This window comes from Streptomyces tubbatahanensis (genome assembly GCF_022699385.1).
GTDB classification, from domain to species: Bacteria; Actinomycetota; Actinomycetes; order Streptomycetales; family Streptomycetaceae; genus Streptomyces; species Streptomyces diacarni.
On sequence record NZ_CP093846.1, the window covers coordinates 7,229,544 to 7,251,399 of the forward strand.

17 protein-coding genes and 1 pseudogene are annotated in these 21,856 nt (G+C 73.2%); 4 read left to right on the plus strand and 14 right to left on the minus strand.

What is annotated here, in order from left to right:
- The 6 genes from egtD to MMF93_RS31030 all read right to left on the minus strand — a co-directional run bounded on the left by egtD (position 1) and on the right by MMF93_RS31030 (position 6,567).
- Positions 1 to 972, minus strand: a complete 972-nt coding sequence (egtD, locus tag MMF93_RS31005) for an L-histidine N(alpha)-methyltransferase (protein ID WP_242756476.1) — start codon at positions 970 to 972, stop codon at positions 1 to 3.
- Entirely contained in the window at positions 969 to 1,721 is a 753-nt protein-coding gene (gene egtC, locus MMF93_RS31010; protein WP_242756477.1) for an ergothioneine biosynthesis protein EgtC, read from the minus strand. Before egtC ends, egtD begins: the two co-directional genes overlap by 4 nt.
- The gene (gene egtB, locus MMF93_RS31015) at positions 1,721 to 3,064 is read right to left on the minus strand and encodes an ergothioneine biosynthesis protein EgtB (RefSeq protein WP_242756478.1); all 1,344 of its coding nucleotides are present in this window, start codon (positions 3,062 to 3,064) and stop codon (positions 1,721 to 1,723) included. Before egtB ends, egtC begins: the two co-directional genes overlap by 1 nt.
- Positions 3,061 to 4,494, minus strand: coding sequence for an ergothioneine biosynthesis glutamate--cysteine ligase EgtA (egtA, locus tag MMF93_RS31020; protein ID WP_242756479.1), 1,434 nt, complete (start codon positions 4,492 to 4,494; stop codon positions 3,061 to 3,063). Before egtA ends, egtB begins: the two co-directional genes overlap by 4 nt.
- Positions 4,495 to 4,698: 204 nt before the next feature.
- Complete coding sequence (locus MMF93_RS31025) at positions 4,699 to 4,986, minus strand: hypothetical protein (RefSeq protein WP_242756480.1); 288 nt, start codon at positions 4,984 to 4,986, stop codon at positions 4,699 to 4,701.
- A gap of 243 nt (positions 4,987 to 5,229) precedes the next feature.
- Positions 5,230 to 6,567 (minus strand): helix-turn-helix domain-containing protein, encoded by a 1,338-nt coding sequence (locus MMF93_RS31030; protein WP_242756481.1) that lies wholly within the window; start codon positions 6,565 to 6,567, stop codon positions 5,230 to 5,232.
- A 164-nt stretch (positions 6,568 to 6,731) separates the two neighbouring features.
- Between MMF93_RS31030 and MMF93_RS31035 the strand changes: the two genes are divergently transcribed.
- Positions 6,732 to 7,829, plus strand: a complete 1,098-nt coding sequence (locus MMF93_RS31035; RefSeq protein ID WP_242756482.1) for a M64 family metallopeptidase — start codon at positions 6,732 to 6,734, stop codon at positions 7,827 to 7,829.
- Between the two features lie 237 nt (positions 7,830 to 8,066).
- The gene (locus MMF93_RS31040; RefSeq protein WP_242756483.1) at positions 8,067 to 9,437 is read left to right on the plus strand and encodes a cryptochrome/photolyase family protein; all 1,371 of its coding nucleotides are present in this window, start codon (positions 8,067 to 8,069) and stop codon (positions 9,435 to 9,437) included.
- Between the two features lie 1,903 nt (positions 9,438 to 11,340).
- Here MMF93_RS31040 and MMF93_RS33555 read toward each other — a convergent pair.
- From MMF93_RS33555 to MMF93_RS31050, 3 genes and pseudogenes are all read right to left on the minus strand, one after another.
- Positions 11,341 to 11,550: pseudogene (locus MMF93_RS33555) on the minus strand (ATP-binding protein); the annotation flags it as partial.
- A gap of 384 nt (positions 11,551 to 11,934) precedes the next feature.
- Complete coding sequence (locus MMF93_RS31045) at positions 11,935 to 12,972, minus strand: patatin-like phospholipase family protein (protein ID WP_242756484.1); 1,038 nt, start codon at positions 12,970 to 12,972, stop codon at positions 11,935 to 11,937.
- Between the two features lie 61 nt (positions 12,973 to 13,033).
- A complete protein-coding gene (locus tag MMF93_RS31050) occupies positions 13,034 to 13,504 on the minus strand; it encodes a MarR family winged helix-turn-helix transcriptional regulator (protein ID WP_242756485.1) in 471 nt (156 codons plus the stop codon).
- A gap of 163 nt (positions 13,505 to 13,667) precedes the next feature.
- Here MMF93_RS31050 and MMF93_RS31055 point away from each other — a divergent pair, with 163 nt between their 5' ends.
- Positions 13,668 to 15,119, plus strand: coding sequence for an MFS transporter (locus MMF93_RS31055; RefSeq protein WP_242756486.1), 1,452 nt, complete (start codon positions 13,668 to 13,670; stop codon positions 15,117 to 15,119).
- A gap of 155 nt (positions 15,120 to 15,274) precedes the next feature.
- Here MMF93_RS31055 and wrbA read toward each other — a convergent pair whose 3' ends face one another.
- The 5 genes from wrbA to MMF93_RS31080 form a co-directional block, all read right to left on the minus strand.
- Positions 15,275 to 15,895, minus strand: a complete 621-nt coding sequence (gene wrbA, locus MMF93_RS31060) for an NAD(P)H:quinone oxidoreductase (protein WP_242756487.1) — start codon at positions 15,893 to 15,895, stop codon at positions 15,275 to 15,277.
- Positions 15,896 to 16,111: 216 nt separating this feature from the next.
- A complete protein-coding gene (locus tag MMF93_RS31065) occupies positions 16,112 to 17,545 on the minus strand; it encodes a purine-cytosine permease family protein (RefSeq protein ID WP_242756488.1) in 1,434 nt (477 codons plus the stop codon).
- A 393-nt stretch (positions 17,546 to 17,938) separates the two neighbouring features.
- Complete coding sequence (locus MMF93_RS31070) at positions 17,939 to 18,508, minus strand: DUF4232 domain-containing protein (RefSeq protein ID WP_242756489.1); 570 nt, start codon at positions 18,506 to 18,508, stop codon at positions 17,939 to 17,941.
- Between the two features lie 849 nt (positions 18,509 to 19,357).
- Positions 19,358 to 19,819 carry an SRPBCC family protein gene (locus tag MMF93_RS31075; protein WP_242756490.1) on the minus strand — a complete coding sequence of 154 codons (462 nt, stop codon included), beginning with the start codon at positions 19,817 to 19,819 and terminating at the stop codon, positions 19,358 to 19,360.
- Between the two features lie 85 nt (positions 19,820 to 19,904).
- A complete protein-coding gene (locus MMF93_RS31080; protein ID WP_242756491.1) occupies positions 19,905 to 20,930 on the minus strand; it encodes a hypothetical protein in 1,026 nt (341 codons plus the stop codon).
- Positions 20,931 to 21,140: 210 nt separating this feature from the next.
- On the opposite strand from MMF93_RS31080, the gene MMF93_RS31085 reads away from it, so the two are divergent.
- Entirely contained in the window at positions 21,141 to 21,845 is a 705-nt protein-coding gene (locus MMF93_RS31085) for a TetR/AcrR family transcriptional regulator (protein WP_242756492.1), read from the plus strand.
- Positions 21,846 to 21,856: the final 11 nt, after the last annotated feature.

Genomic DNA, 21,856 nt, shown 5'->3' on the forward strand with positions numbered 1-21,856 from the left:
TCACGGCGCCGGGAACGCGAGACTCAGCGCGAAACGGCTCCGGGTGTCGGTCCACATCCGCTCCAGGCGCCAGCCGCTGCCCGCGAGTTCGGCCCGCAGCCCCTCGGGACGGAACTTGGCCGACACCTCGGTGCGCAGCTCCTCACCCGCACGGAAGTCGAAGCTCGCGTCGAGCGCCGGCACCTTCACGCTCAGCGCCGCACGGGCACGCAACCGCATCTCGATCCACTCGCGCTCCGCGTCCCACACCGCGACATGGTCGAAATCGGCCGGATCGCAGTCCGCGTCCAGCTCGCGGGCCAGCACCCGCAGGACGTTCCTGTTGAACTCGGCGGTCACGCCCCGCGCGTCGTCGTAGGCGGCCACCAGCACCGCGGGTTCCTTGACCAGATCGGTGCCCAGCAACAGCGCGTCGCCAGGGGCGAGCGAGGTGCGCAGCCAGGTGAGGAAACGGGCGCGTTCGGCCGGCAGGAGGTTGCCGACGGTGCCGCCCAGGAAGGCCACCAGACGGGGGGAGGGCGAGGCCGGCAGCGGGAGCCCGGCCAGGAAATCGGCGACCATGGCGTGCACCCTCAGCGCCGGGCGCTCGGCCAGCAGCGCGCGCCCGGCCGCTTCAAGCGCCGAGGAGCTGACGTCCACCGGCACGTACACCAGCCGCTCGGGCAGCGCGTCCAGCAGCAGCCGCGTCTTGGCCGACGAGCCCGATCCCAGTTCCACCAGGGCGCCCGCCCCGGACAGGCCGGCGATGTCCCCGGCGTGCCGCGTGAGGATCTCCTGTTCGGCCCGGGTCGGGTAGTACTCGGGCAGGCCGGTGATCTCCTCGAACAGTTCGCTGCCCCGCGCGTCGTAGAACCACCGCGGCGGCAGCTCCTTGGGCACGCGCGACAGGCCCCGGGCCACATCGGCCGCCAGCGCCGCCGAGGTGGCTCCGGGCGGCAGACTGCGGGTGAGGGAGAAACGGGGGGTGTTCACGAATCCTCCAAGCCAAGAAATTCGACGTGTGCGGCGTCCCCTGCGGCGACGCACCCCTCGGGCACCTGCTGCCAGTCCTGATCCGTGTCGTGCGGCTCCGAGGCCACTGTCAGGGACTCTCCCGGCCGCGCCAGCACCCACAGCGACTCGCCCACCGCCGTCCCTGCCACGGCGCGCCCGTCGGTGAGCAGGAAGTTCAGCCGCGATCCGGGTGCTGCCCGTGCGAGCGCGGCCGCCACCTGTGCCACGGCCGCGACGAGCGAGGCGCCGGAGCGCAACCGGTGCAGTACCAGCGCCCAGGCCAGTGCGGCGTCGGTGCGCGCCTCCACGTCGAGCAGCTCCCGCGTGCTCAGCGTGCGGGCGGCCACGTCGGCGACCGAGGCGGGCCAGCCGGTGACCGCGCCGTTGTGGCTGAACAGCCAGCTGCCCGCGCCGAACGGGGCGACGGCCGCCTCCCCGCCGGCGCAGCCGTCCGTGGCGTCCCGCACCGCTGCCAGCACGCCGTCGGAGCGCACCACGCGGCACAGATCGCTGAACGAGCCGTCGGCCCACACGGGGCCGGTGCGGCGGTACCGCGCCGGGACGGGGTCGCCCTCGGCGTACCAGCCGACTCCGAAGCCGTCCGCGTTCACCGTTCCGTGGCCCTGGCGGCGCGGCTCCCACGACTGGCGCACCAGGGAGAACTCGGGCCGCACCAGGAGATCGCCCAGGGCGCGCACGGGCCCCACGTAGGCGAGGTGGCGGCACATCAGCCGCCCTCCCGGCAGGGCGATGAGCAGGCGGTGCGGAACCCGGAGAAGATCTGCCGGCGCACCGGGTGGTCCCAGTTGCGGAACGTCGCCCGCGCCACCACGGCGCCCACCCCGAAACCGCCGCCCCGCAGCACCTTGTACGCGGGCCCGAAGAACACCTCGGAGTACTCCCGGTAGGGGTACGCGGCGAAGCCCGGGTAGGGGCCGAAGTCGCTCGACGTCCACTCCCACACGTCGCCCAGCAGCTGCCGCGCCCCCGTCGCGGAGGCCCCCTCGGGGTAGCTGCCGACCGGGGCCGGCCGAAGGTGGCGCTGGCCCAGATTGGCGTGGTGCGGGCCCGGCGGTTGTGCGCCCCACGGGAAGCGGCGGCTGCCCGAGGTGGCCGGGTCGAAACGGGCCGCCTTCTCCCACTCGGCCTCCGTCGGCAGCCGCCGCCCCGCCCACCTGGCGTACGCGTCGGCCTCGTACCAGCTGACGTGGAGTACCGGTTCGTCCGGCGGCACCGGCTCCGACACCCCGAAGCGGCGCCGCCACCATCCGCCGGCACCGTCCCTGCGCCAGAACAGCGGAGCCTGCCATCCGTGGCGGCACACCTGCTCCCAGCCCGCCGGATGCCACCAGCGCTCCTGTTGGTAGCCGCCGTCCTCGACGAAACGCAGGTAGGCGCCGTTGCTCACCGGCAGCGTGTCGAGGTGGAAGGCCCCCACCTCGCGGCGGTGGGCCGGGCGCTCGTTGTCCAGCGCCCACGGCTCGTCGTCGGTGCCCATGGTGAACGGGCCGCCGGGTATCGCCACCTGCGACGGCAGCGACGCCACGTCGGACGGCGCGGGCCCGGGAGAGGGAGCGCTCAGGGCGGCGGGGCCGCGCCGCAGTTGGTGGGTGATCAGCATCGTCTCGGCGTGCTGCTGCTCGTGCTGGGCGATCATCCCGAAGGCGAAACCACCGTGCAGCAGCCGGCCCGCCCCGCTGAAGCGCGCCTGGTCCAGCACGTCGAGGGCGCGACCGCGCACCTGGGTCAGATAGCCGCGCGCCTCGCCGGGCGGCAGCAGCGGAAGCGCCGGACGGTCGGCGCGTGGGTGCTCGAAGGCGTCGTAGAGGGAGTCGATCTCGGGGCGGAGCGCGTCCAGGCCGCCGGCGGCACGCAGCAGCCACTGCTCCTCCTGGTTGGCGATGTGCGCCATGTCCCACACCAGTGGCGACATCAGCGGCGAGTGCTGTGCCGTCAGCTCTCCGTCCTCGACGCAGTCGGCGAGGCCGAGGGTGCGCCGGCGCGCCGCGTCCAGGGCGTCGAGCGCCCGCGCGCGCAGCCCGGCTCCGTCTTGCGTGATGCCGGCGGTCATCGGGACCTCTCCTTTCCCGCGTCGCCCCCGGGACGGGACGGCGCGGCGGGCGGGGGAGCGGCGGCGGGGGTCACGCTGCCGCACGCGTCGAGGGTGTCGTCGGCGGGGCAGCGGCCCCGGGTCACGTAGCGGGCGGTGAAGTCGCCGACGGCCGCGACGACGCTCCGGTCCGCGCCCATCCGCGGCAGCGCTTCCAGGGCGGCGGCGAAGCAGGCGGCCGCGGCACGGTGCAGCCCTGGGTCGCTCAGCCCGTCCCTGGCCGCACGCTCCCACAGGGCGTTGCGCGGCGCCGGCGCGCCGGCGCACAGGTGGGTCAGCGGCCGCACGGCCCGGAAGGCGGCCTGCGCGGCGACGGCGTCGTCGAACAGGGCGGTCGTCACGGCCAGCGGAACGATCCAGCCGTCGTCACCCGACTGGGCGTCGATCATGCGCAGTTCCAGGTGGCCGCAGGGCCGCACCGGAGGGAAGAGCGTGGTCAGGTGGTAGTCGAGGTCGGATCGACCCGGCGGCCGGAGAGCGGCACCGTCAGGGCCCGGGGACGAGCCGTGCCGCCGGCCGCGGCCCGACCAGTGGCCGATCCACTGGCGGAAGGTCATGCCGTCCCCGGGCACGGTCCACGGGCCCTCACGCGACCGCACGCACAGCACCGGCGCGTCCAGCGCGTGCCGGGCCCACAGCGAACGCGGGTTCTCCCGGCTCACCGGAGCAGGGGAGAGGTTGCGGTAGCCGTCCAGGGCCGCCCACACGGCCTGGCGCCCCGACCGCCAGCCCGCCCAGTCGCCCTCCAGCACCGGAGAGTTCGCGAACGCGGCCGTCAGCACGGCCCCCAGCACGTGAGCGAGGAACCAGCGCCGCCGGAGCCCGAAGGGTCCGCGCCCCGCGACGCCCGCGTCCACACACACCTGCACGGACGCCGAGGAGCGCATCATGGTCCGCCCGGCCGGTCCTGTGCGGTCGAAGAAGGCCTCCATCGCGCGATAGCGCGGGGCGTCCAGCAGCCGGAGGCCGCGCCGCTCGTCCAGCCCCCTGCCCACCAGCCGCATGCCGTGGCGGGCCAGCCGCTCCCGGGCAGCGGCCAGGTCGGCGCCGACCGCCTCGATGCACGCGGGGAGGGAATCCGACGGGCGAGAGCTGAACTCGATCTGTCCGCCGGGCTCCAGGGACACCACCGACGACAGCGACAGGTCCCGCAACTCGGACACCGCCGCTTCCAGCGCGGCCGCGCCGACGTGCTCACGTCCGGGGGCCGCCTGCCGCACACTGCCCGTCCGCGGTGCCGGTGGGAAACCGTCGACGGGGTGGACCAGCCATTCGAGTTCGACGCCGACCCGGCGCGGCGGGCCGGTCTTGAAGCAGATGCCGTGCACCCGCGCGAGCGCCGCCTCCTCCGTGAGCAGTTCCCGCACTTCCCCTGACGCGATGACGGTCATGCCCGCCCCCTCGGTCCACGTGGTGGTGGCGTACCGGACGTGAGCTGCTCACCACACTGAAACCGCTACCGGGCGCACCCCACAAGACCGCGCAGGACGACCGGGCCCCGTGGCGGCGCTTCTCGGCCAACGGGCCGATTGCCGGGGGCATGCGCCCGCCGCCGGTTGCCCGGCGGGGGGTTTTGCCGGGGAGGCGGGGAAGCCTCAGTCGGCGGGCCCTTCGGGGCCCGGTCCCGCGTCGCCGTGGAACTCGGGATCGATGGCGTTGGCCGCGCCGAGCGCGGTCAGCAGCCAGGCGTCGTCGCGGGTGCGCAGACGGGCCGCTTCGCGGTGGGCGAGCGCCGCTTCCAGCTCGTCCAGCGCGTCGGCCAGCCGGTCGCTGTCGGGCCCGTCGGCGGAGGCGTCGAGCACGTGCCGCCGCGCCTCGGCGACGCCCGCTTTCGCGTCCTCGTAGAGAAGGTCGAATTCAGCCTTGTCCGGGTCAGCAGTCATGGGGGATTTCGCGGAGCTCCTCGGGAATCGTGGGCGTGAGACCGACGCAACCGTACCCCTGGCGGCACGGTGTACGCCTTCGAGTGTCCAGACTACGAAACGCTCACATCGATCGATGCGGGACACCCGAGTGCGCTGCCGGGGAAGCGTACACAACGCCCCCGTCCGCGCCGTTGTTCCCCGGACGTGTCCCACCGCGCCCCAGGCCCGTCCCGAGCGCGGCCCTGACGCGGTCGCCGACGCCTACGCGGGCGGTGCGGCGGGGGCCGGGCCGAGGGTGGTGACGCCCCGGGTCATGCGCGGTCCGAGGCCGGTGCGGTAGGCGTCCATGGCCGCCTCCGTCCTGCCCGCGCGGCGCAGGAGGTCACCCAGCAGGCGGCACACGTCGGCCAGGTCGCCGGCGGCTCCGGCCCGCTCCAGCAGCGACAGCGCCGACACGTAGTGCTCCTCCGCCTCCTCCAGCTCCCCGGCCCCCTGGGCGATCAGCCCCAGCAGCCGGTGCGCCGCCCCGGCGTGCACGGCCGCTCGCTCCTGGCCCGCCGTGGCCAGTACGCCGCGCAGAAGCTCTTTCGCCTCGTCCGTCCTGCCCCGGCGCCGTACGACGTCGGCCAGCTCCACCTCGACCTGTTCCGCGTAGAGCGTCGCCCGCTTGGCGGCGAGCATCTCGCGCGCGGTCCGCATCTCCCGTTCGGCCGCTTCCAGACCGCCGCTCTGCGCGTGCACGTAACCACGCATCCAGTGGCAGTGGGCCAGCTCCGTGCGCAGACGCAGCCCGCGGTACAGCTCGGCGGCCTTGGCGAGGGAGGCGTCGGCCTCGGCGATCCGGTTCTCCGCCAGGAGCGTGCGGGCCACCGAACGGTGCATGGCGGCGACACGCGCGCTGTCGGTGGCCGACGGCGCCAGGGACAGCGCCTGCTCCGCCGCGTGCGCCGCCCGCGCGTGCGCGCCCATGTCGAGGTACGGGGCGATGGCCGCCGTGTAGAGCAGGAGCAGCGCGTCCGGATCGTGGTGTCCCGAGTTGTTCAGCTCGTCCAGGGCGTTCTCCAGCAGGTAGCAGGAGTAGCGCAGTTCGCCGGCCAGCAGGTGGGCGACGGCCCGTCCGCGCACCGCGGGGGCGCGCCGGGCCGGTGCCGCGTCGGAGAGGAGCCGTTCGGCCGCCTCGAAGCACGTGTGCGCCTGCGCGAGGTCACCGGACTCCAGGGCGCACTCGCCGAGCCCGAGCTGGGCGGCGGCGCTCTCCTCTGTCAGCTCGTACTCCTCGGCCTCGGCCAGCAGCCCGGCGAACGCGCGGGCCGCCTCGGCGGTGTCTCCGGTGGCGAGGGTGTGCTGGGCGCCGGTGAGCCCGAGCCGCAGGCCGGTGGCCAGGTGAGCGGGCTGTCCTGTGAGCAGTTCCCGGCTGTCCACGCCCAGCCGGTCGGCCAGATGGTGCAGCGCCTTCTGAGAGGGGCGGACCTTGCCCGCCTCCACGGTGGAGACGTAGGCGGCGGTGTAGGCCGGGGCCGCCACCTGGCGCTGCGTCATGCCCCGCTGGGTGCGCAGCCGGTACACGCGCTCGCCCACCGTCTCGGACCGTTCGGCCACGGTATGTCCCCACTCCTCGCCGGGCCCCGCCCGTTCCGGGACGCGGTCCGGGCACGGAGTCTTGTCGGGCACTGCCCAACGTCCTATGTTGAGCGGCCAGTTAAGCACGTTTACCAAGCGGCTTATCAACTCTGCCGCGCAGCCCCCCACTTCCTGGAGCAGCCATGCCCAGACGCGTACGACCCGCCGCGCGCACCCGCATACGCCGGTTCGCCGCCCTGGCCGCCGCAACCGCCGTGCTGTCCGCCGCGGCGGTGACCACGAGCGCCCACGCCGAGCCGTCTTCCCCGCAGACCCGGGGAACGGCGCGGCCCGCCCACGTCGCCGACAGCCAGACGGTGGAGTCCTTCCGGCCCTCAGGACCCACAGGACACCGGACCGGCGTGCCCACCGCCACGCCCAAGGACGCCGTCGCCCCGCACACCGCCCTCGGCGCCGAGGAGAGCGCGGCCGACGGACGCGTCTCCGCGCTGCGGCGGACCGGGCCCAGCGCGGAACGGCTCGACCTGGTTCTCGTCGGTGACGGCTACACCGCCGACCAGCTCGCCGACTTCCACGCGGACGCCGAGGCCCAGTGGGCCGAGGTCACCGCCGTGGAGCCGTACGGCAGCAACACCGACAAGATGAACGTGTGGACCGTGGACGCCGTCTCGAACGAGTCCGGCGTCTCCGGCGACCCCTCCCAGGACGTGCGGCGGGACACCGCCCTCAGCTCGTACTTCTGGTGCGACGGGTTGGAGCGGCTGCTGTGCGCGGACCTGGACAAGGTCAACGCGTACGCCGCCCAGGCACCCGCGGCCGACATCGTCGTGGTCGTCGCCAACTCCACGAAGTACGGCGGCGCCGGGTACAACAGGCTGACCGGCTATCCCTTCGACGGGGTCTCCACCCTCTCCTCGGACAACTCCGCCTCCGGCCTCATCGCCGTCCACGAGATGGCGCACTCCATCGGCAGGCTCGCCGACGAGTACGGCTACGGCGAGTCCGGCACCTACCAGGGGCCCGAGCCGGAGGACGTCAACATCAGCACCTACAGCGCGCAGGAGATGGCGCAGCGGCAGACCAAGTGGCACACCTGGCTCGGAAAAGACGACCCGGCGGGCGGGCAGACCGGCACGTTCGAAGGCGCCGGCTACTACGAGAAGGGCCTCTACCGGCCCACCGAGACGTCGCTGATGCGGGACTTCTCCGTACGCGAGTTCAACAACCCCAGCCGTCAGGGACTCATCGACGGCTTCGCGCGCTACACGAACGGCGGCTGACCGGCGTTCCCGCGCTCCGTCCCGGCGCCTTCCCCGCCGGGATGGAGCGCGCCGGGACGGAGCGCGTCGGGGAACGCGCACCTTGTGCAGCAGAGGCTGTGCCGACACGCCGGGGCGGACGTATCAGCCCGTCCCAGGGCGCACGTGGCGGGATGCTGGACCACCCGCGCCCCGCACCGGGGCGGCCGCACCTCGGGCCGCCCCCCCCGGCGCCGTCACCGATGCTGGAGCAGCCCCATGACCGCCGCCGTCGCGCTCTTCACCCGTGACCTACGGCTCCGCGACAACCCACCGCTCCGCGCCGCCGCCAAGGCGGCCGACAGCGTCGTTCCGCTCTTCGTCCGCGACACCGGCATCGACGCCGCGGGCTACGCCGCACCCAACAGGATGGCGTTCCTCGCCGACTGCCTCACCGACCTCGACCACGGGCTGCGGGAGCGCGGGGCGCGGCTGATCGTGCGTACCGGGGAGGTCGTCGAACAGGTCTGCCGGGTCGCCCACGAGGCCGACGCCGCCGAGGTCCACGTCGCCGCGGACGTCAGCGGCTTCGCCGCACGCCGCGAGGAGCGGCTCCGTGCGGCGCTGGAGTCCGCCGGGCGGCGGCTGTGCGTGCACGACCGGGTCGTCACGGCCGTCGCCCCCGGCGAGATCACCCCGGCGGGCAAGGACCACATGGCCGTCTTCACCCCCTACTTCCGCCGCTGGGAGGACACCCATCGGCGCGACCCGCTGGCAGCGCCCCGGCGAATCCGCGCCGTCGAGGGCATCACGTCCGAGAAGGTGCCCTCGCGCACGCGGACGAAGGGGGTTTCGCCCGGGGTGCCGGAGGGCGGGGAGAGCGCGGGCCGCAAGCACTTCGCGCACTGGCTCCGCTCCGGCATCGACGCCTACGAGGACCGCCACGACGACCTGGCCGCCGACGCCACCTCGCGCCTCTCGCCCTACCTGCACTTCGGCACCCTCTCACCGGCCGAACTGGTGGCCCGCGCCCGCCGGCAGGGCGGGCCCGGTGCCGAGGCCTTCGTACGGCAGCTTGCCTGGCGGGACTTCCACCACCAAGTCCTCGCGGCACGGCCGCGCACCTCGCGGGCCGACTACCGTACGCACCACGACCGCTGGCGCACCGGCGAGCAGGCACGCGCCGAGACCGAGGCGTGGCGCCAGGGGCGCACCGGCTACCCCGTGGTCGACGCCGCCATGAGGCAGCTGCGGCACGAGGGCTGGATGCACAACCGGGGGCGTCTCCTCGTCGGCAGCTTCCTGGCCAAGACCCTGTACGTGGACTGGCGCGTGGGAGCCCGCCACTTCCTCGACCACCTGGTGGACGGTGACATCGCCAACAACCAGATGAACTGGCAGTGGATGGCCGGCACCGGTACCGACACCCGCCCCAACCGGGTGCTCAACCCGACCACCCAGGGGAAGAAGTACGACCCCGAGGGCGGCTACGTACGGCGGTGGGTGCCCGAACTGGCCGACGTGCCCAAGCGGTACGTGCACGAGCCGTGGAAGCTCGGCGAGGAGGAGTTCGCCGCCCTGGGCTACCCCGACCGCCTCGTCGACCTCGGTGACGGCCTGGACCGCTTCCGCCACGCACGCGGCAAGTGACGCCCGCCCGGCGGGGCACACGCACCGGGCCAGGACAGCCAGACCGCTTCACTCCCCGTGCTGTCCGCTCTGTCCGTACAGTTCGCGCTCGCGCAGCAGTTCCGCGGCCTTCGTCAGCGCGGTCGACAACCGGCGCCTGTAGGTGCTGAACGAGAGGGCCGCACGGCTGGCGGCGGCCTGCTGACTGCGGGGACCGCTGAGGTAGGTGAGGTCGAGAACGGTGCCCAACTGCTGCTGGCCCGGGCTGGAGCGCAGCCGCGCGACCGTCTCGGTCAGCACCTCGCGAAGTGCCGAGGCGCCGCTCCCGGGCGGGACCAGCCGGGTGTCCAGCAGTGCGTTCTCGGCCAGCCGCCGGGTGTCCCGCATGCTGCGGTACGCCTGCTTGACGGCGTCCGCGAAGTCCGGCCACGGCATCAGCGGTCCGGCCGCGGCGGCGGGAGCCCGAGCGGCCGGCGGCTCGTCCGTCAGCAGCCTCGTCGGCAGGGTGTGGCTCCACCGGCCCGAACGGAACGAGACGCCAGTCGTGCACGAACGGGGTCACCCGCCGTCCGTCGACGTCGAGGACGGCGTCGGCCGGCTGGTGTCCGTACAGCGCGAGGACGGACGGCAGGGGCGCCGGTTCTCCGACGGTGGCGGTCCAGCTGACCGCGAGACCCGGCGTGGTCGCCCACAGTGCCGTCAGACCGAAGGCGACGGCGGGCGAGGCGCCGTGCGCACCGGTGCTCCAGCGGGTCAGGAGCAGCCGTTCGCAGCGGCGCAGCGGCGCCCAGGCGGTGACCTGCTCCAGGGCCGCCAGTGCGACCGGATCGTCGGGCATCGCGGCGGTACCGGTCTCCAGGCAGGGGGCGATCAGCCAGTCCACGACCTCCCGCCGGGCGTCTTCGAAGACGGCGAAGGCGGACGGCTGATGGGTCCACCACTGCTCGGCGAGGAGCGCCGCCTGATTGCCGTGCTCCTCCGCGACGCCGGCCAGGACGGTCTTCAGGTCGTCCTGGCGTGCGGGGCGCGGCACCAGACGGTGCGCGTCCCGCCAGTCGAAGGCGTCGCGCAGGACGCGGTTGTGCCGTCCCACGTACGCCAGGTCGGCACCGTTCGCCCAGCGGTCGCCCGTCCGCTGGGACAGCCGGTGTGCGAGGCGCCGGTGCAACTGTCCCAGCAGCCGCTCGTACTTCTCGGTGCCCCGCCAGCGCAGGTCGGCCAGCAGCGCGTCGCGCGCCAACTCGTGGGGGACGAGCCCTTCCGCGGTGCTCCGCACGAAGGAGAGCCCCCGCAGCCAGGCGCACAGCTGCCGCGCCTCCTGGGCCGACGTCTCCAGCCCGTGCCGCACCAGTTCCTCCGTGGTGATCCTGGCCAGCGCGAGGACGTAGAGCGCGTCCGTCTGCGCCAGCGAGGGCGTCTCGCGCAGGAGCAGGCGCAGCAGTTCGCGGACCAGGTCGGGGGAGTGGCGCAGCTCCCAGTGCGGGTGCGGTTCCTCGGTCGCGGTGCCGCGGGCCCTCGCGTCGGCGATCAGCGTCAGGGCGAGCGGCAGCCCGTGCGCGGCACGCACGGCGACGGGTATGTCCGCCTCCGCCACCTGCCTCTTGCGCAGCATCACGGCGGCCTCACGGTCGTCCAGGCCCGGCAGGTGCAGACTGCGCAGCGCGTGCCACCACTGTGCGTCGGTACGCCACTCGGCGGCGGGCGGAGTACGGCCGGCGAGGACGAGCAGCGCGTCCGCGGGCATGCTCGGCAAGAAGACCTGGCGCAGCCACTGTTCGAGCGGACCCAGCAGTTCGGCAGAGTCCACCAACAGCACCCCCGTGCCGCCTGGCGGGCCCTGCGCCTCGAGCGCCGCCGAGAACGCCTCGGGGGTGGGCTCGGTGGAGCGCATGTCGACCGTGCGGCAGGTGCGGCCGTGCCCTCGGGCCTCGTCCGCGAAGCGCTGGAGCAGCGCGGTCTTTCCGACGCCCGCCGTGCCGTGCAGCCACACCACGAAGCAGCCGCGCCGGTCGTCGAGCATGAGAGCGCGCAAGACGCGCAGCTCGGCCTCCCGGCCGGTGAAGAGAGTTCTCCGCAACGCCGCCAGTTGCTCCCCGCGCGAGTCGACCGGCCTGGACGTGGGAGACAGCTGCATCTTCGTTCCGCGGTCCTTTACTTGACGACTGACGCCCCGGATGCCCGGCGAGGCCGGTCCGCCCCCTGCGCGAACCGTGGGCAGCACTGCCGGGTCGGGGCGCGCACTGCGGCTTCACGGTGTGTACGAAAGGGACGCACCGTGCGGAGGACACCGATCGTACGGAACATCGATCGCTGTGTGATCGGACAGGTGGGGGAACGGTCGCGGGCCAACACGGTGCGGGCGGGAACGGGCACCGGCACGCCACCGAAACCTCAGCAGCCGCCCTCGCGCCCCGCTTCGGACATCGATTCGGTCATCACCACGGCCCGATCGGGCACACGGGGGGCGCACCCGTGGCTGCCGCCGCCCGGCCCGTGCGACCCGCACAGTGCGCCACCGTCAGGCGCTGGGCGAGGGCCGGGTCTGTGGGCTGTCGGGGCCGACGAGGGCGGCGATACGGTCGCTCACGGCCCGCCGACCGGCCTCGAAGGCCGCTTCGAGCAGGGCGCCGTCCGTCGCCAGGCGGCTGACGGCGGGGGCCGCCGCGTCCGGCCTGACGGAGAGGACGGCGGGCCCCCCGCCCGGGTCGGCGGCGCCTTTGTCGTAGGCGGCGAGTGCCCGGTCGTCGTCGGCCAGGCGCGCGGTCCTTCCCAGGTAGGCGGCCCTGAGTTGCGGCGTCTGCCGGCGGAACGCGAGCCCCGCGACGAGCCTGGACCCCAGCGACGGGCCCACCCGTGCCGCGGCGCCACCAGGCAGCGGCCGGGAGCGCAGGACCAGCACGTGGGTCGCCCCGTCCCGCAGGGCCTGGCGGTAGGGGACCGACTCGGCCAGCCCGGCGTCGTAGAAGTGCCGCGCCCCCACGGACACCGGACCGCCGGCCAGCAGCGGGAGGGCGGCGCTGGCCCGCAGGGCGAGCCGCAGGGCGGTCACGTCCGTCAGTTCGCCGTGCAGGTCCACCGGCTCACCGGTGCGCAGGTCCGTCGCCAGCGGGTGCAGCTCGACGGGGGCGTCCAGCACCGAGGGGTAGTCGAGCGGGAACTCGTGGATGTAGACCTCTTCGATCAGCCGTTCCACGTCGACCATGGGGCGTCCGAGCAGCAGGTTCCGCTTGCGGATCAGGGCTCTGGCGAAGCGCGGGTCCGCCCAGCCGCGCAGCCCGTCAGGGCGCGAACTGACCAGCCACGCCGCCGAGATCGCCCCGGCCGAGGCACCGTAGACGGCGTCGAGGCCCGTCAGCAGACCCCGTTCCTGCACCCAGTGCGCCATGCCGGCGGAGACGGTCCCGCGCATTCCGCCGCCCTCGATGGCCAGCGCCACCCGGTACCCGTCCCGCCGGGCCCCCGGGCGGCTGTTCGCCGCCGCTCGCTCGGCCAGTACGGCCGCGACGGGGTGGGGGTGGGGAAGGGGTGGCAGGGGCGGCAGGGCCTGCTGGGACACCTCGGGTTCTCCTTTCAGGCGGGCTGGCGGGGCGCTGCGCCGGGTGGGGCGCCGTCAGGGCTCAGGGGCCGTCGGTCCCGGGGCGGGGCCAGGGGCGGCCCTCGATGCGTTCGATGTCGCTGTTGAAACGCCTGAGGTAGGAGGCGAAGTGGGCGATGTCGTCGTCCGACCAGTCGGCCATCACCTTGTCGAGGGCCTGCACGAAGTAGTCCCGCTTCTCGTCGAGCATGCGGGCGCCCTTGTCGGTGATCTGGAACTTGCGTGCCATGCCGCCCGCCGGGTCGGGGATCCGCTCGACCAGTCCTGAGCGCATCGCCGCTGCCGTCTGGCGGTTGAGCGTGGAGGTGTCGAGACCGAAGGCGTCGCTGAGTTCGCCGATGGACATCGGGCCCTGGACGCGGATCCGGCTGAGCAGGATGTAGGCGCTCCGCTCCATGGGCCCGTCCTTGCCGCGGCCGCCCTTGTGCTGCCACAGCCCGTGGCGGCTCAGCAGCATCTGTTCGTACTCGACTTCGTGGCTGCGGTTGCTCATGTGCCGTGCTGCCTCCTGCTTTCCCTGCGAGCCATGGGCGCCCGGCGGCGTCGGCTGCCCGACGGCATTCTCTCACAGCTGTGTATGGGGCACAGGGGATGCATGGGCCACATTGCATGTACGATGCATACCAATGTTCGGTCAGACATCGAGGAGTTCCGGCATGGAGGCCACCAAGCCCTCAGCCCGCGCGGGCGGCGTGGTTGCCACGCTCGCGTTCGCGGGCATCACGGCAGCGATCATGCAGACGCTGGTCACCCCGCTGATCGCGGAGCTGCCGAAGATTCTCGACACCAGCGCGTCGAACGCCGCCTGGGTGATCACGGCCACGCTGGTGGTGGGTGCCGTCTGCGTGCCCGTCTTCGGCCGCCTCGGTGACATGGTCGGCAAGCGCCGCATGCTGCTGGTGTGTGCCGTGCCGCTGATGGCCGGCTCCGTGGTGTGCGCCCTGTCGTCGACGGTGGTGCCGATGATCGTCGGCCGGTGCCTCCAGGGGATGGGCATGGGCATGGTGCCGCTGGGTATCGCCCTGCTGCGCGACGTGGTTCCCCAGGAGAAGCTCAGCTCCTCCATCGCCCTGGTCAGCGCCTCCATGGGGATCGGCGGCGGTCTGGGCCTGCCGATCGCCGCCGCGATCGCGCAGTACGCCGACTGGCGCGTCCTGTTCTGGGGCGCCGCTGGCATGGCGGCGCTCGTCGGCGTCCTGCTCTGGTTCTTCATCCCCGAGGTGCCCGCCGCCGCCAGGGGGCAGCGGTTCGACGGCCCCGGGGCGCTGGGGCTCGCCGTCGGCCTCGTCTGCCTGCTGCTGGCCGTCTCCAAGGGCGGCGACTGGGGCTGGACCTCCGGCACCACGCTGGGGCTGTTCGCCGCCGCGGCCGTGGTCCTCGTCGGCTGGGGCGTCTGGGAGGTGCGCACGCACGACCCGCTGATCGACCTGCGCACCACCGCCCGCCCGCGCGTGCTGTTCACCAACGTCGCCTCGATCTTCGTCGGCTTCGGCATGTACGCGAGCATGCTGGTCATCCCCCAGCTGCTGCAGTTCCCCGAGGCCACCGGGTACGGGCTGGGTCAGTCGATGCTCGCCGCCGGTCTGTGGATGGCGCCAGGCGGCATCATGATGATGCTCGTCTCGCCGCTCGGCGGCATGCTCACCAACGCCCGCGGCCCCAAGACGACGCTGATCAGCGGCGTCCTGGTCATCGCCCTCGGCTACGGACTCTCGCTCCCGCTGATGGGCACGGCCTGGGGGCTGATGGTCGTCATGATCGTGGTCAACAGCGGGGTCGGGCTGGCGTACGGATCGATGCCGGCCCTGATCATGGGCTCGGTCCCGCAGTCCGAGACGGCGGCCGCCAACGGGTTCAACACCCTCATGCGCTCTCTCGGTACGTCGATCGGCGCCGCCGTGGTCGGCGTCGTCCTCGCCCAGATGACCCTCACCAAGGGCGGCTACACCTTCACCTCGGAGAGCGGGTTCCGCACCGGGCTGCTGATCGGGTGCGGTGTCGCGCTGGTCGCCGCGGCCGTCGCCGCCGCGATCCCGGCCGCCCGTCGCAGCGGGTCCGGCGTCTCGCCGACCCCCGCCACCGCCGAACCCGCGGCTGTCGACGCCTGAGCGCACCGGGCGGTGGAGCCGGGACGCGCCGACCGCGCCCCGTGCGACCACCGCCCCGAAGCGGCCGTTCCGGGCCCCGCACGGTGGGGGCCCGGAACGGCCGCTTCGGGCCCCACCACGGGTCGGCGCCCGTAGCGGCGGGCGGTGCCGGAAGGTCAGTTGGTGACGCCGCCGGAGTTCAGGGCGGTGGCGACCTTCACGACGCGCTCGGCCTGGATGCGGGCGGCGGTGCGGGTGGTGTCGTCGACCGGGTTGTTGCCCTGCGCGTCGACGTGGGAGGTGCCGTAGGGGTTGCCGTCACCGAACTTGGCCGGGTCCGTGTAACCGGGGGCGACGAGGATGCCGCCGAAGTGGTGCACCGTGTTGTAGAGGGCCAGCAGGGTGGACTCCTGGCCGCCGTGGCTGGTGGCGGACGAGGTGAAGCCGCTGTAGACCTTGTCGGCCAGCTTGCCCTCGGCCCACAGGCCGCCGAGCGTGTCGATGAACTGCTTCAGCTGCGAGGCGACGTTGCCGTAGCGGGTCGGCGTGCCGAAGATCACGGCGTCGGCCCACACCATGTCGTCCGGGGTGGCGAGAGGTGTGCCGGCGGTGGCGGCGGCGTTCGCGGCCCACGCCGGGTTGGAGTCGATGGCCTCCTGCGGGGCGAGCTCGGCGGCTCGGCGCAGCCGGACCTCGGCGCCGGCCTGCTCTGCCGTGCGCGCGATCTCCTTGGCGATCTCGGCGATGGTGCCGGTGGCCGAGTAGTAGATGACGGCGAGCTTCGTCGGGGTGCTCACGGTGGTGTCTCCCATTCCCTCGGTGTCGTCCGTACGGCCGCCGCGGAGCCGGCGCCCGGGGCGTCGGGTGGGCTGCGGCGACACTGGTTGAAGGTTAAACCATAACGGTGAACGGGGGGTATGCCGTGACGGGCACCGGGCACGGGGCGCCGGGCACCGGGCGCCCGTGAGCGGCGCCGGGCCCGGGCGCCGCACTGTGCCCGGGCCCCGCGGCCGTCACCCGGCCGGTTGTGCCGTCTCCTGCCGGTCGGCCGACTCCGGTGCGGGAACGGCCAGAATGGTGCGCTCCGGTATGTGGCCGGTGTCCTTGCGGGTCACCAGCCAGTAGAGGACGGCGGGGACGGCCAGGCCGACGAGCCAGGAGATGTCGGCGCCGCCGAGCGGTTCCACCAGCGGCCCGGTGTAGAAGTGGGTGGCGAGGAAGGGGAACTGCGCGACGAGCCCGACGGCGTAGACGGTCAGGGCCTTCCACCGCCAGGCGCCGTAGCGGCCGTGCGGATCGCTGAGCGCGGGCAGGTCGTAGCGCTCCTTGGCGATCACGTAGTAGTCGACGAGGTTGATGGCCGACCAGGGCGTGAACGCGGTGAGCAGGAAGAGCAGGAAGTCCTTGAACGACGTCAGGAAGCTGTCCTTCCCGATCAGCGCCACCGCCGTGCCCGCGATCATGATTCCGGCGATGTAGCAGGCCCGGGCGCGCGGCCCCAGCCGCTGTTGGCCGCGGAAACCGCTGACGCCCGTCACCACGGACATGAAGCCGCCGTAGGTGTTGAGGACGTTGATGGTCAGCTTGCCCAGCGCGATGACGAAGTACAGGAACGAGACGATCAGGCCGGTCCCGCCCAGCCCCACCACGTAGCCCACCTCGTTGCCGACGAAGCCGGACCCGGCCGCCGCCGCGGCCAGCGCCCCGAACGTCATGGACCACTGCGACCCCAGCGCCGAACCGCCGAGCGTCCACCAGAACGTGGCCCGCGCCGAGGTGGAACGCGGCAGGTAGCGCGAGTAGTCGGCGACGTACGGGCCGAAGGCCAGCTGCCAGGAGGCCGCCAGGGAGACGGCCAGCAGGAAGAGCGGGAACGAGAAGGTGCGATCGGCCAGCAGGTCGGTCAGCTCGGCGCGCTGGAGCAGCCGTATGCCCAGGTAGACGAAGGTGATCGCGCACACCAGGCCCGCGATCCTGCCGAGCGCGTGGATCACCCGGTACCCGACGGCGGCGGCCACGGCGGTGATGACCGCGAACAGGACGATGCCGGGGGTCTCCCCGAGGTGCGTCAGCTCGCCGACCGCCTGGCCTGCCAGGACGCTGCCGCTGGCGAAGAAGCCGATGTACATCACGATGACGAGCGCGAGGGGCACCGCCGCGCCCCGGACTCCGAACTGGGCGCGGCTGGAGATCATCTGCGGCAGTCCCAGACGCGGCCCCTGCGCGGAGTGCAGAGCCATCACCGCGCCGCCCAGCAGGTTGCCGATCAGCAGGCCGAGTATCGCCCAGAACGCCTGTGCGCCGAAGACGACGGCGAGGGCGCCCGTCACGACCGCGGTGATCTGGAGGTTGGCGCCCAGCCAGAGCGTGAACTGACTGAAGGCCGTGCCGTACCGCTCCGCATCCGGGACGACATCGATCGAGCGCCGCTCCACCACACCGGCCATTGCGTCGCACCTTCCCTTCGCCGGACTGCATGAATGTATTCATGCTGAGGGCCCAGTGAATGGACGTCAATACATTGGTGTGACTTCTGTGTGAGGAGTGATGCCTGTGGCCCCCGTGGCTGCTGTGGTCTCTGTGGCTTCTGGGGTGCCGTGGGGGTGACATGCCCGCGCAGTGTCCTCCTGTGTCCAGGGCATGGCCGGGTTGTGTCCAAGGGATGCTCACCGCCACGGAGGACCCGTAGGGTGTGAAGAGCCGTCCCGGCAGCTTCCCCCGTGGCTGCCGGGACGGCTTTTTCACGCCCCGGACACGTCATCCGGGAACGCCGAAGAGGGCGCACCCGCCCGGGTGCGCCCTCTCCGTCTGCTGGCAGGCCTCGCCGGGCCCGCCCCGCGTCAGCCGTTGAGTTCGGCGTGCGGCGAGAACGCCGTCACCTGGAGGCGGCCGTTGTCCACCCACGCCGGGAGCTGAAGCGTCTTGTGGGCGGTGTTGGCGGGCGGTGTGACCTGGAGGTAGGAGGCGTGACGGGCCTCGGAGGTGCCGGTGTTGGCGTGCGTCCACGACACGACGGCCTCCGCGCTCTCGCCGTCGTCGAGCGTGAGCGTCTCCTTACCGGGGTCCTGCGCGTACCAGGTGTTGCCCCACTCCGCGGTGGAACTCAGCGTCCGGTGCTCGGAGTCCTCCAGGCCCAGCCCGGCGTATCCGCGCAGCGCGCAGTCGTGACCGCTGGTGTTCGTCAGCTTGAGAACCACCCCCTCGTGGTTCATCCCGCCACCCAGCTTCTGCCCGAACGAGGCGGTCAGCCCCGAGGTGGTGCAGGTCGGTGTGGTGCTCCGCGCCTCCGCCGCCTGTGCCGATCCGGCCCCGGCGATCCCGACACCCGCGGTCGCGAGGAGTGCCAGGCCCGCCCCCGCGACGCGCCTGGCCACGCGCCCCCGTGCGGTGCTGGTGCTGTGCTCAGTCATGCGGTCCGTCCCATCTCTGTTCTGTGCAGGGCGCTTCTTGCGTCGTTCACAGAGTTGGATGTGCGCACGGAGTGAAAAGTTCACCGCAAAGGTCCCTCATTTCCCTCGCCTGCATCTGATCCTTCGCCCCTGTCCGGCCGGGACCGGTGCGGCGACTTCGGCGCCACAGCGCGGACGGAGCCGCCGGCGCCGGCGCCGCCGGTGCGGGGGCCGCCGGTGCCGGATCCGCCGCTGCCGGATCCGCCGCTGCCGGATCCGGCGGTGTCGGATGCGCCGGTGTCGGGCTGCGGCTGGAGGGGAGGCACCGGATCGGGAGCCGGGCCGGGTTCGGGCCCGGGAGTGGGCGGTTGCGGATGCGGCGGTACCGGGTCGGGGCCCGGCGGCGGTGGCTTCGGCGGTACCGGGTCCGGCCCCGGCGGAGGCGCGGGCCCCGGGGCGGGGCCCGGTTCCGGGGCGGGCGGGCCAGGACCTGGACCCGGGTTGGGCGGCGTGGGGTCCGGATGCGACGGCCGTACGGGGTCGTGCGGTTCGCGCGGCCCGTAGGGTTCCTGCGGTTCCTGCGGGGGTTCGTGTGGCTCAGGCATGACGCGAGGACCATCCGTCGGGAGTGGGTCACGCCGCGGTCCTGGCCGGGTCCGCGGCGTTGTGGCCTGGCCGAAGCTGATGCTTACGGCTCGGCACTCACACGGCATGTACGGGTCCTCGGGTATCCGGGGGCTTGAGCCGCGAAACGCCTGGTCCCGAGGCGTTGGGGGGGCGGCCCGGGGCCCTGTGCGGAGGCCGGCGACGCGCCGGGTGTCCCGCCTGTCGGACGCCGCCCCGAGGGGCGGCCAACGCTCCGGGCGGCGGCTAACGCTCCGCGTAGGCGGCGAGGTTCGACAGGGATGAGGCGAGCCCAGCGGCGTGGTCCTCGGCGGAGACGCCGTCGGGAACGTCCTGTGCCACGACATCCACGCGCGTCCCGGCATCGACCGCGGTGACCTCCCAGGTCATCGTCATGGTGCCGGCGTGGGCGGGGTCGTCCGAGACGAAGTCCACCGCCTGCACGACCCGCCGTCCGGGAACGATGTCGACGAAGCGAGCCTCGACGACATCGGAGTCCGCGGTGGCCTTGCCGGGCGCGCCGGACGCGTCGGTATAGGTCAGCACCATCCGGTAGGACCCGCCAGGCCGGGCGTCGAAGCGCTCGAATCTGCCGACCATTCCGGCTGGAGGGAGCCAGGCCGTCAGCGCGTCGGGGTCCACCAGAGCGGCCCAGACGTGTCCAACTGGCGCCCGCATCACCCGTGATGCCCTGTCCGTCCGTGGCATCTGGCGACACTAGCACCGTCGTCACCGGCCCGGGATCGTCGATCGCGCGCCAGCTGCGGCGCTACAGGTCAGGGCATGCTGCCTGTCACCTTCGATACCGCCGGGCCACCGCCGCGAAGGCCTCCTTGGGTTCCCACTCCATGTCGGGGTAGGTGTGGCCCCGGCGTCCTTCGAGGGGTTTGACGATGCCCAGACTTGCCCGGTCCAGATCGTCCCTGGGGTCGCCGTCGGGGCGGTGCGGGTAGTCGGCGAGGGCGAACAGGAACACGAAGGAGCTGTCCACGCCCTCGGTGTCGAAGATCTCCAGCAGCTCGCTCAGGTAGGCGGCCTGGCCGGCCTCGTCGCGCTCGTACACGTCGTTGAGCCGTACCGGGACCCTGGTGTCCGGGTCGTACTCGACCACCTCCAGCACCCGCCCGCCCCTGTCTCCCGCGCCGCGGTAGGCCGCTGTGCCGAAGCCGGTGAGGGCGAGCGGTTTCGGGCCGCCGGCCAGGGTGCGCACCGCGTCGCGGAAGCCGTCGGCGATCTCGGCGGAGCGGATCAGCTCGTACGTCGTGAAATCGAAGGGAGTCCAGTCGACCTGCTCGAACTGGATGGCGGCGTAGGTCAGTCCGCCACCGAAACGCTCGCGCACCGTGGCGGCGGCGTCGCGGAGGAAGGCGTTCATGCGCACGCCCAGTTCGCGCAGGGCTTCGGGCCGCCGCTCGGGTCGTCGCATGAGCTGCCCGACCCGGTCCTCCGGGCTCTCGCCGGGCAGGAACCCGCGGTTCATCACGCTCAGCTCCACCCCCGCGACGAACACGACCGTGGCGCCCTTGAGCCGGAGCCGTTCCGCCCGCTCGGCGCAGTCGCTGAAGAGCGTGAGGATGCGGTCGGGATCCAGCTCCAGTGGGTAGGGCGAGAACCAGACCTCCAGGCCGAGCTCGGCGGCGGCGTCGGCAGCCAGCTCGAGCCGGTCCGGATCGCCGCCGATGATCTGGACCGCGTCGCAATGCAGATCGTCGCGGATGACGGCGAGTTCACGCCGGACGACCTCCGGCTCGAAGCGCTCGCGGGACAGCTGGCCGTGCACGACGAGTCCGGTGTCGTACGTCATTCCTCTTGCTCGCATCTGCTGTTCTCTCCTGTCGCTTCCGGGCGGGGCGAGGTCGCCGCCGCCCGGGGGTGGTCGAGGCTGCCGCCGTCGCTCCCCGGGCGAGGCTGCCGCTCCTGAGTGCGTCGAGCCTGACAAGAAAATTGCGGGCACGCAAGTTTGCGCCTACGCAGGTTCGCGTGTGCGCAAGTTTGCGGGCACGCATCTGCATGTGGAACGCTGACGCCTGTGACGACACCACCCCCAGGCCTGCGGGAGAGGAAGAAGCGAGCCACGCGGGAAGCGCTGCGGGAGGCGGCTCTGCGCCTGGCCGTGGAGCACGGGCCCGACCGAGTGCGGGTCGAGGACATCGCGGAAGCGGCCGGGGTCTCACCCCGCACCTACAACAACTACTTCGCCAGCCGCGAGCAGGCGATCGTCGCCGCCGTCACCGCGGACCGGGAGACGCGGATCGCGGCGGCGGTCGCGGCGCGGCCCGCCGGGACGCGTCTGGCCGACGCCGTCAGCGAGGCGGTGATCGAGCAGTACACGAACCCAGGTGAGCGCGAGCGCGAGGCGCTGTTGCCGATCGCCACCGGGACCGCGCTGCGCGACGCGTTCCTCGACGCCGCCGCAGAGATCGAGCCCCCTCTCACGGTGGTGGTCGCCGAACGTCTCACTGACGCCGGAGCACAGACGGCTCGCGTCCTCGCGGCGAGCGTCGCCGCGGCGGTGCGCATCGCGCTGGAGGGCTGGCTCAGGTCGTCGGCGGGGGCCCCGGGGGCGAGTGGAGCCGACGGGGCCGCTGGGGCTGCCGGGGCCGGCGGGCCCGCGGAGAGCCTCGGGGCCAAAGGTCTGGTCGTACCCTCCGGCTCGCTGCCCGATCTGCTGCGCGCGGCGATGGCTCCCCTGGCACCCGCGTTCGACGCGGCGGAAGGCCGCGGCCGGCCGTGAAGCCGACCCGG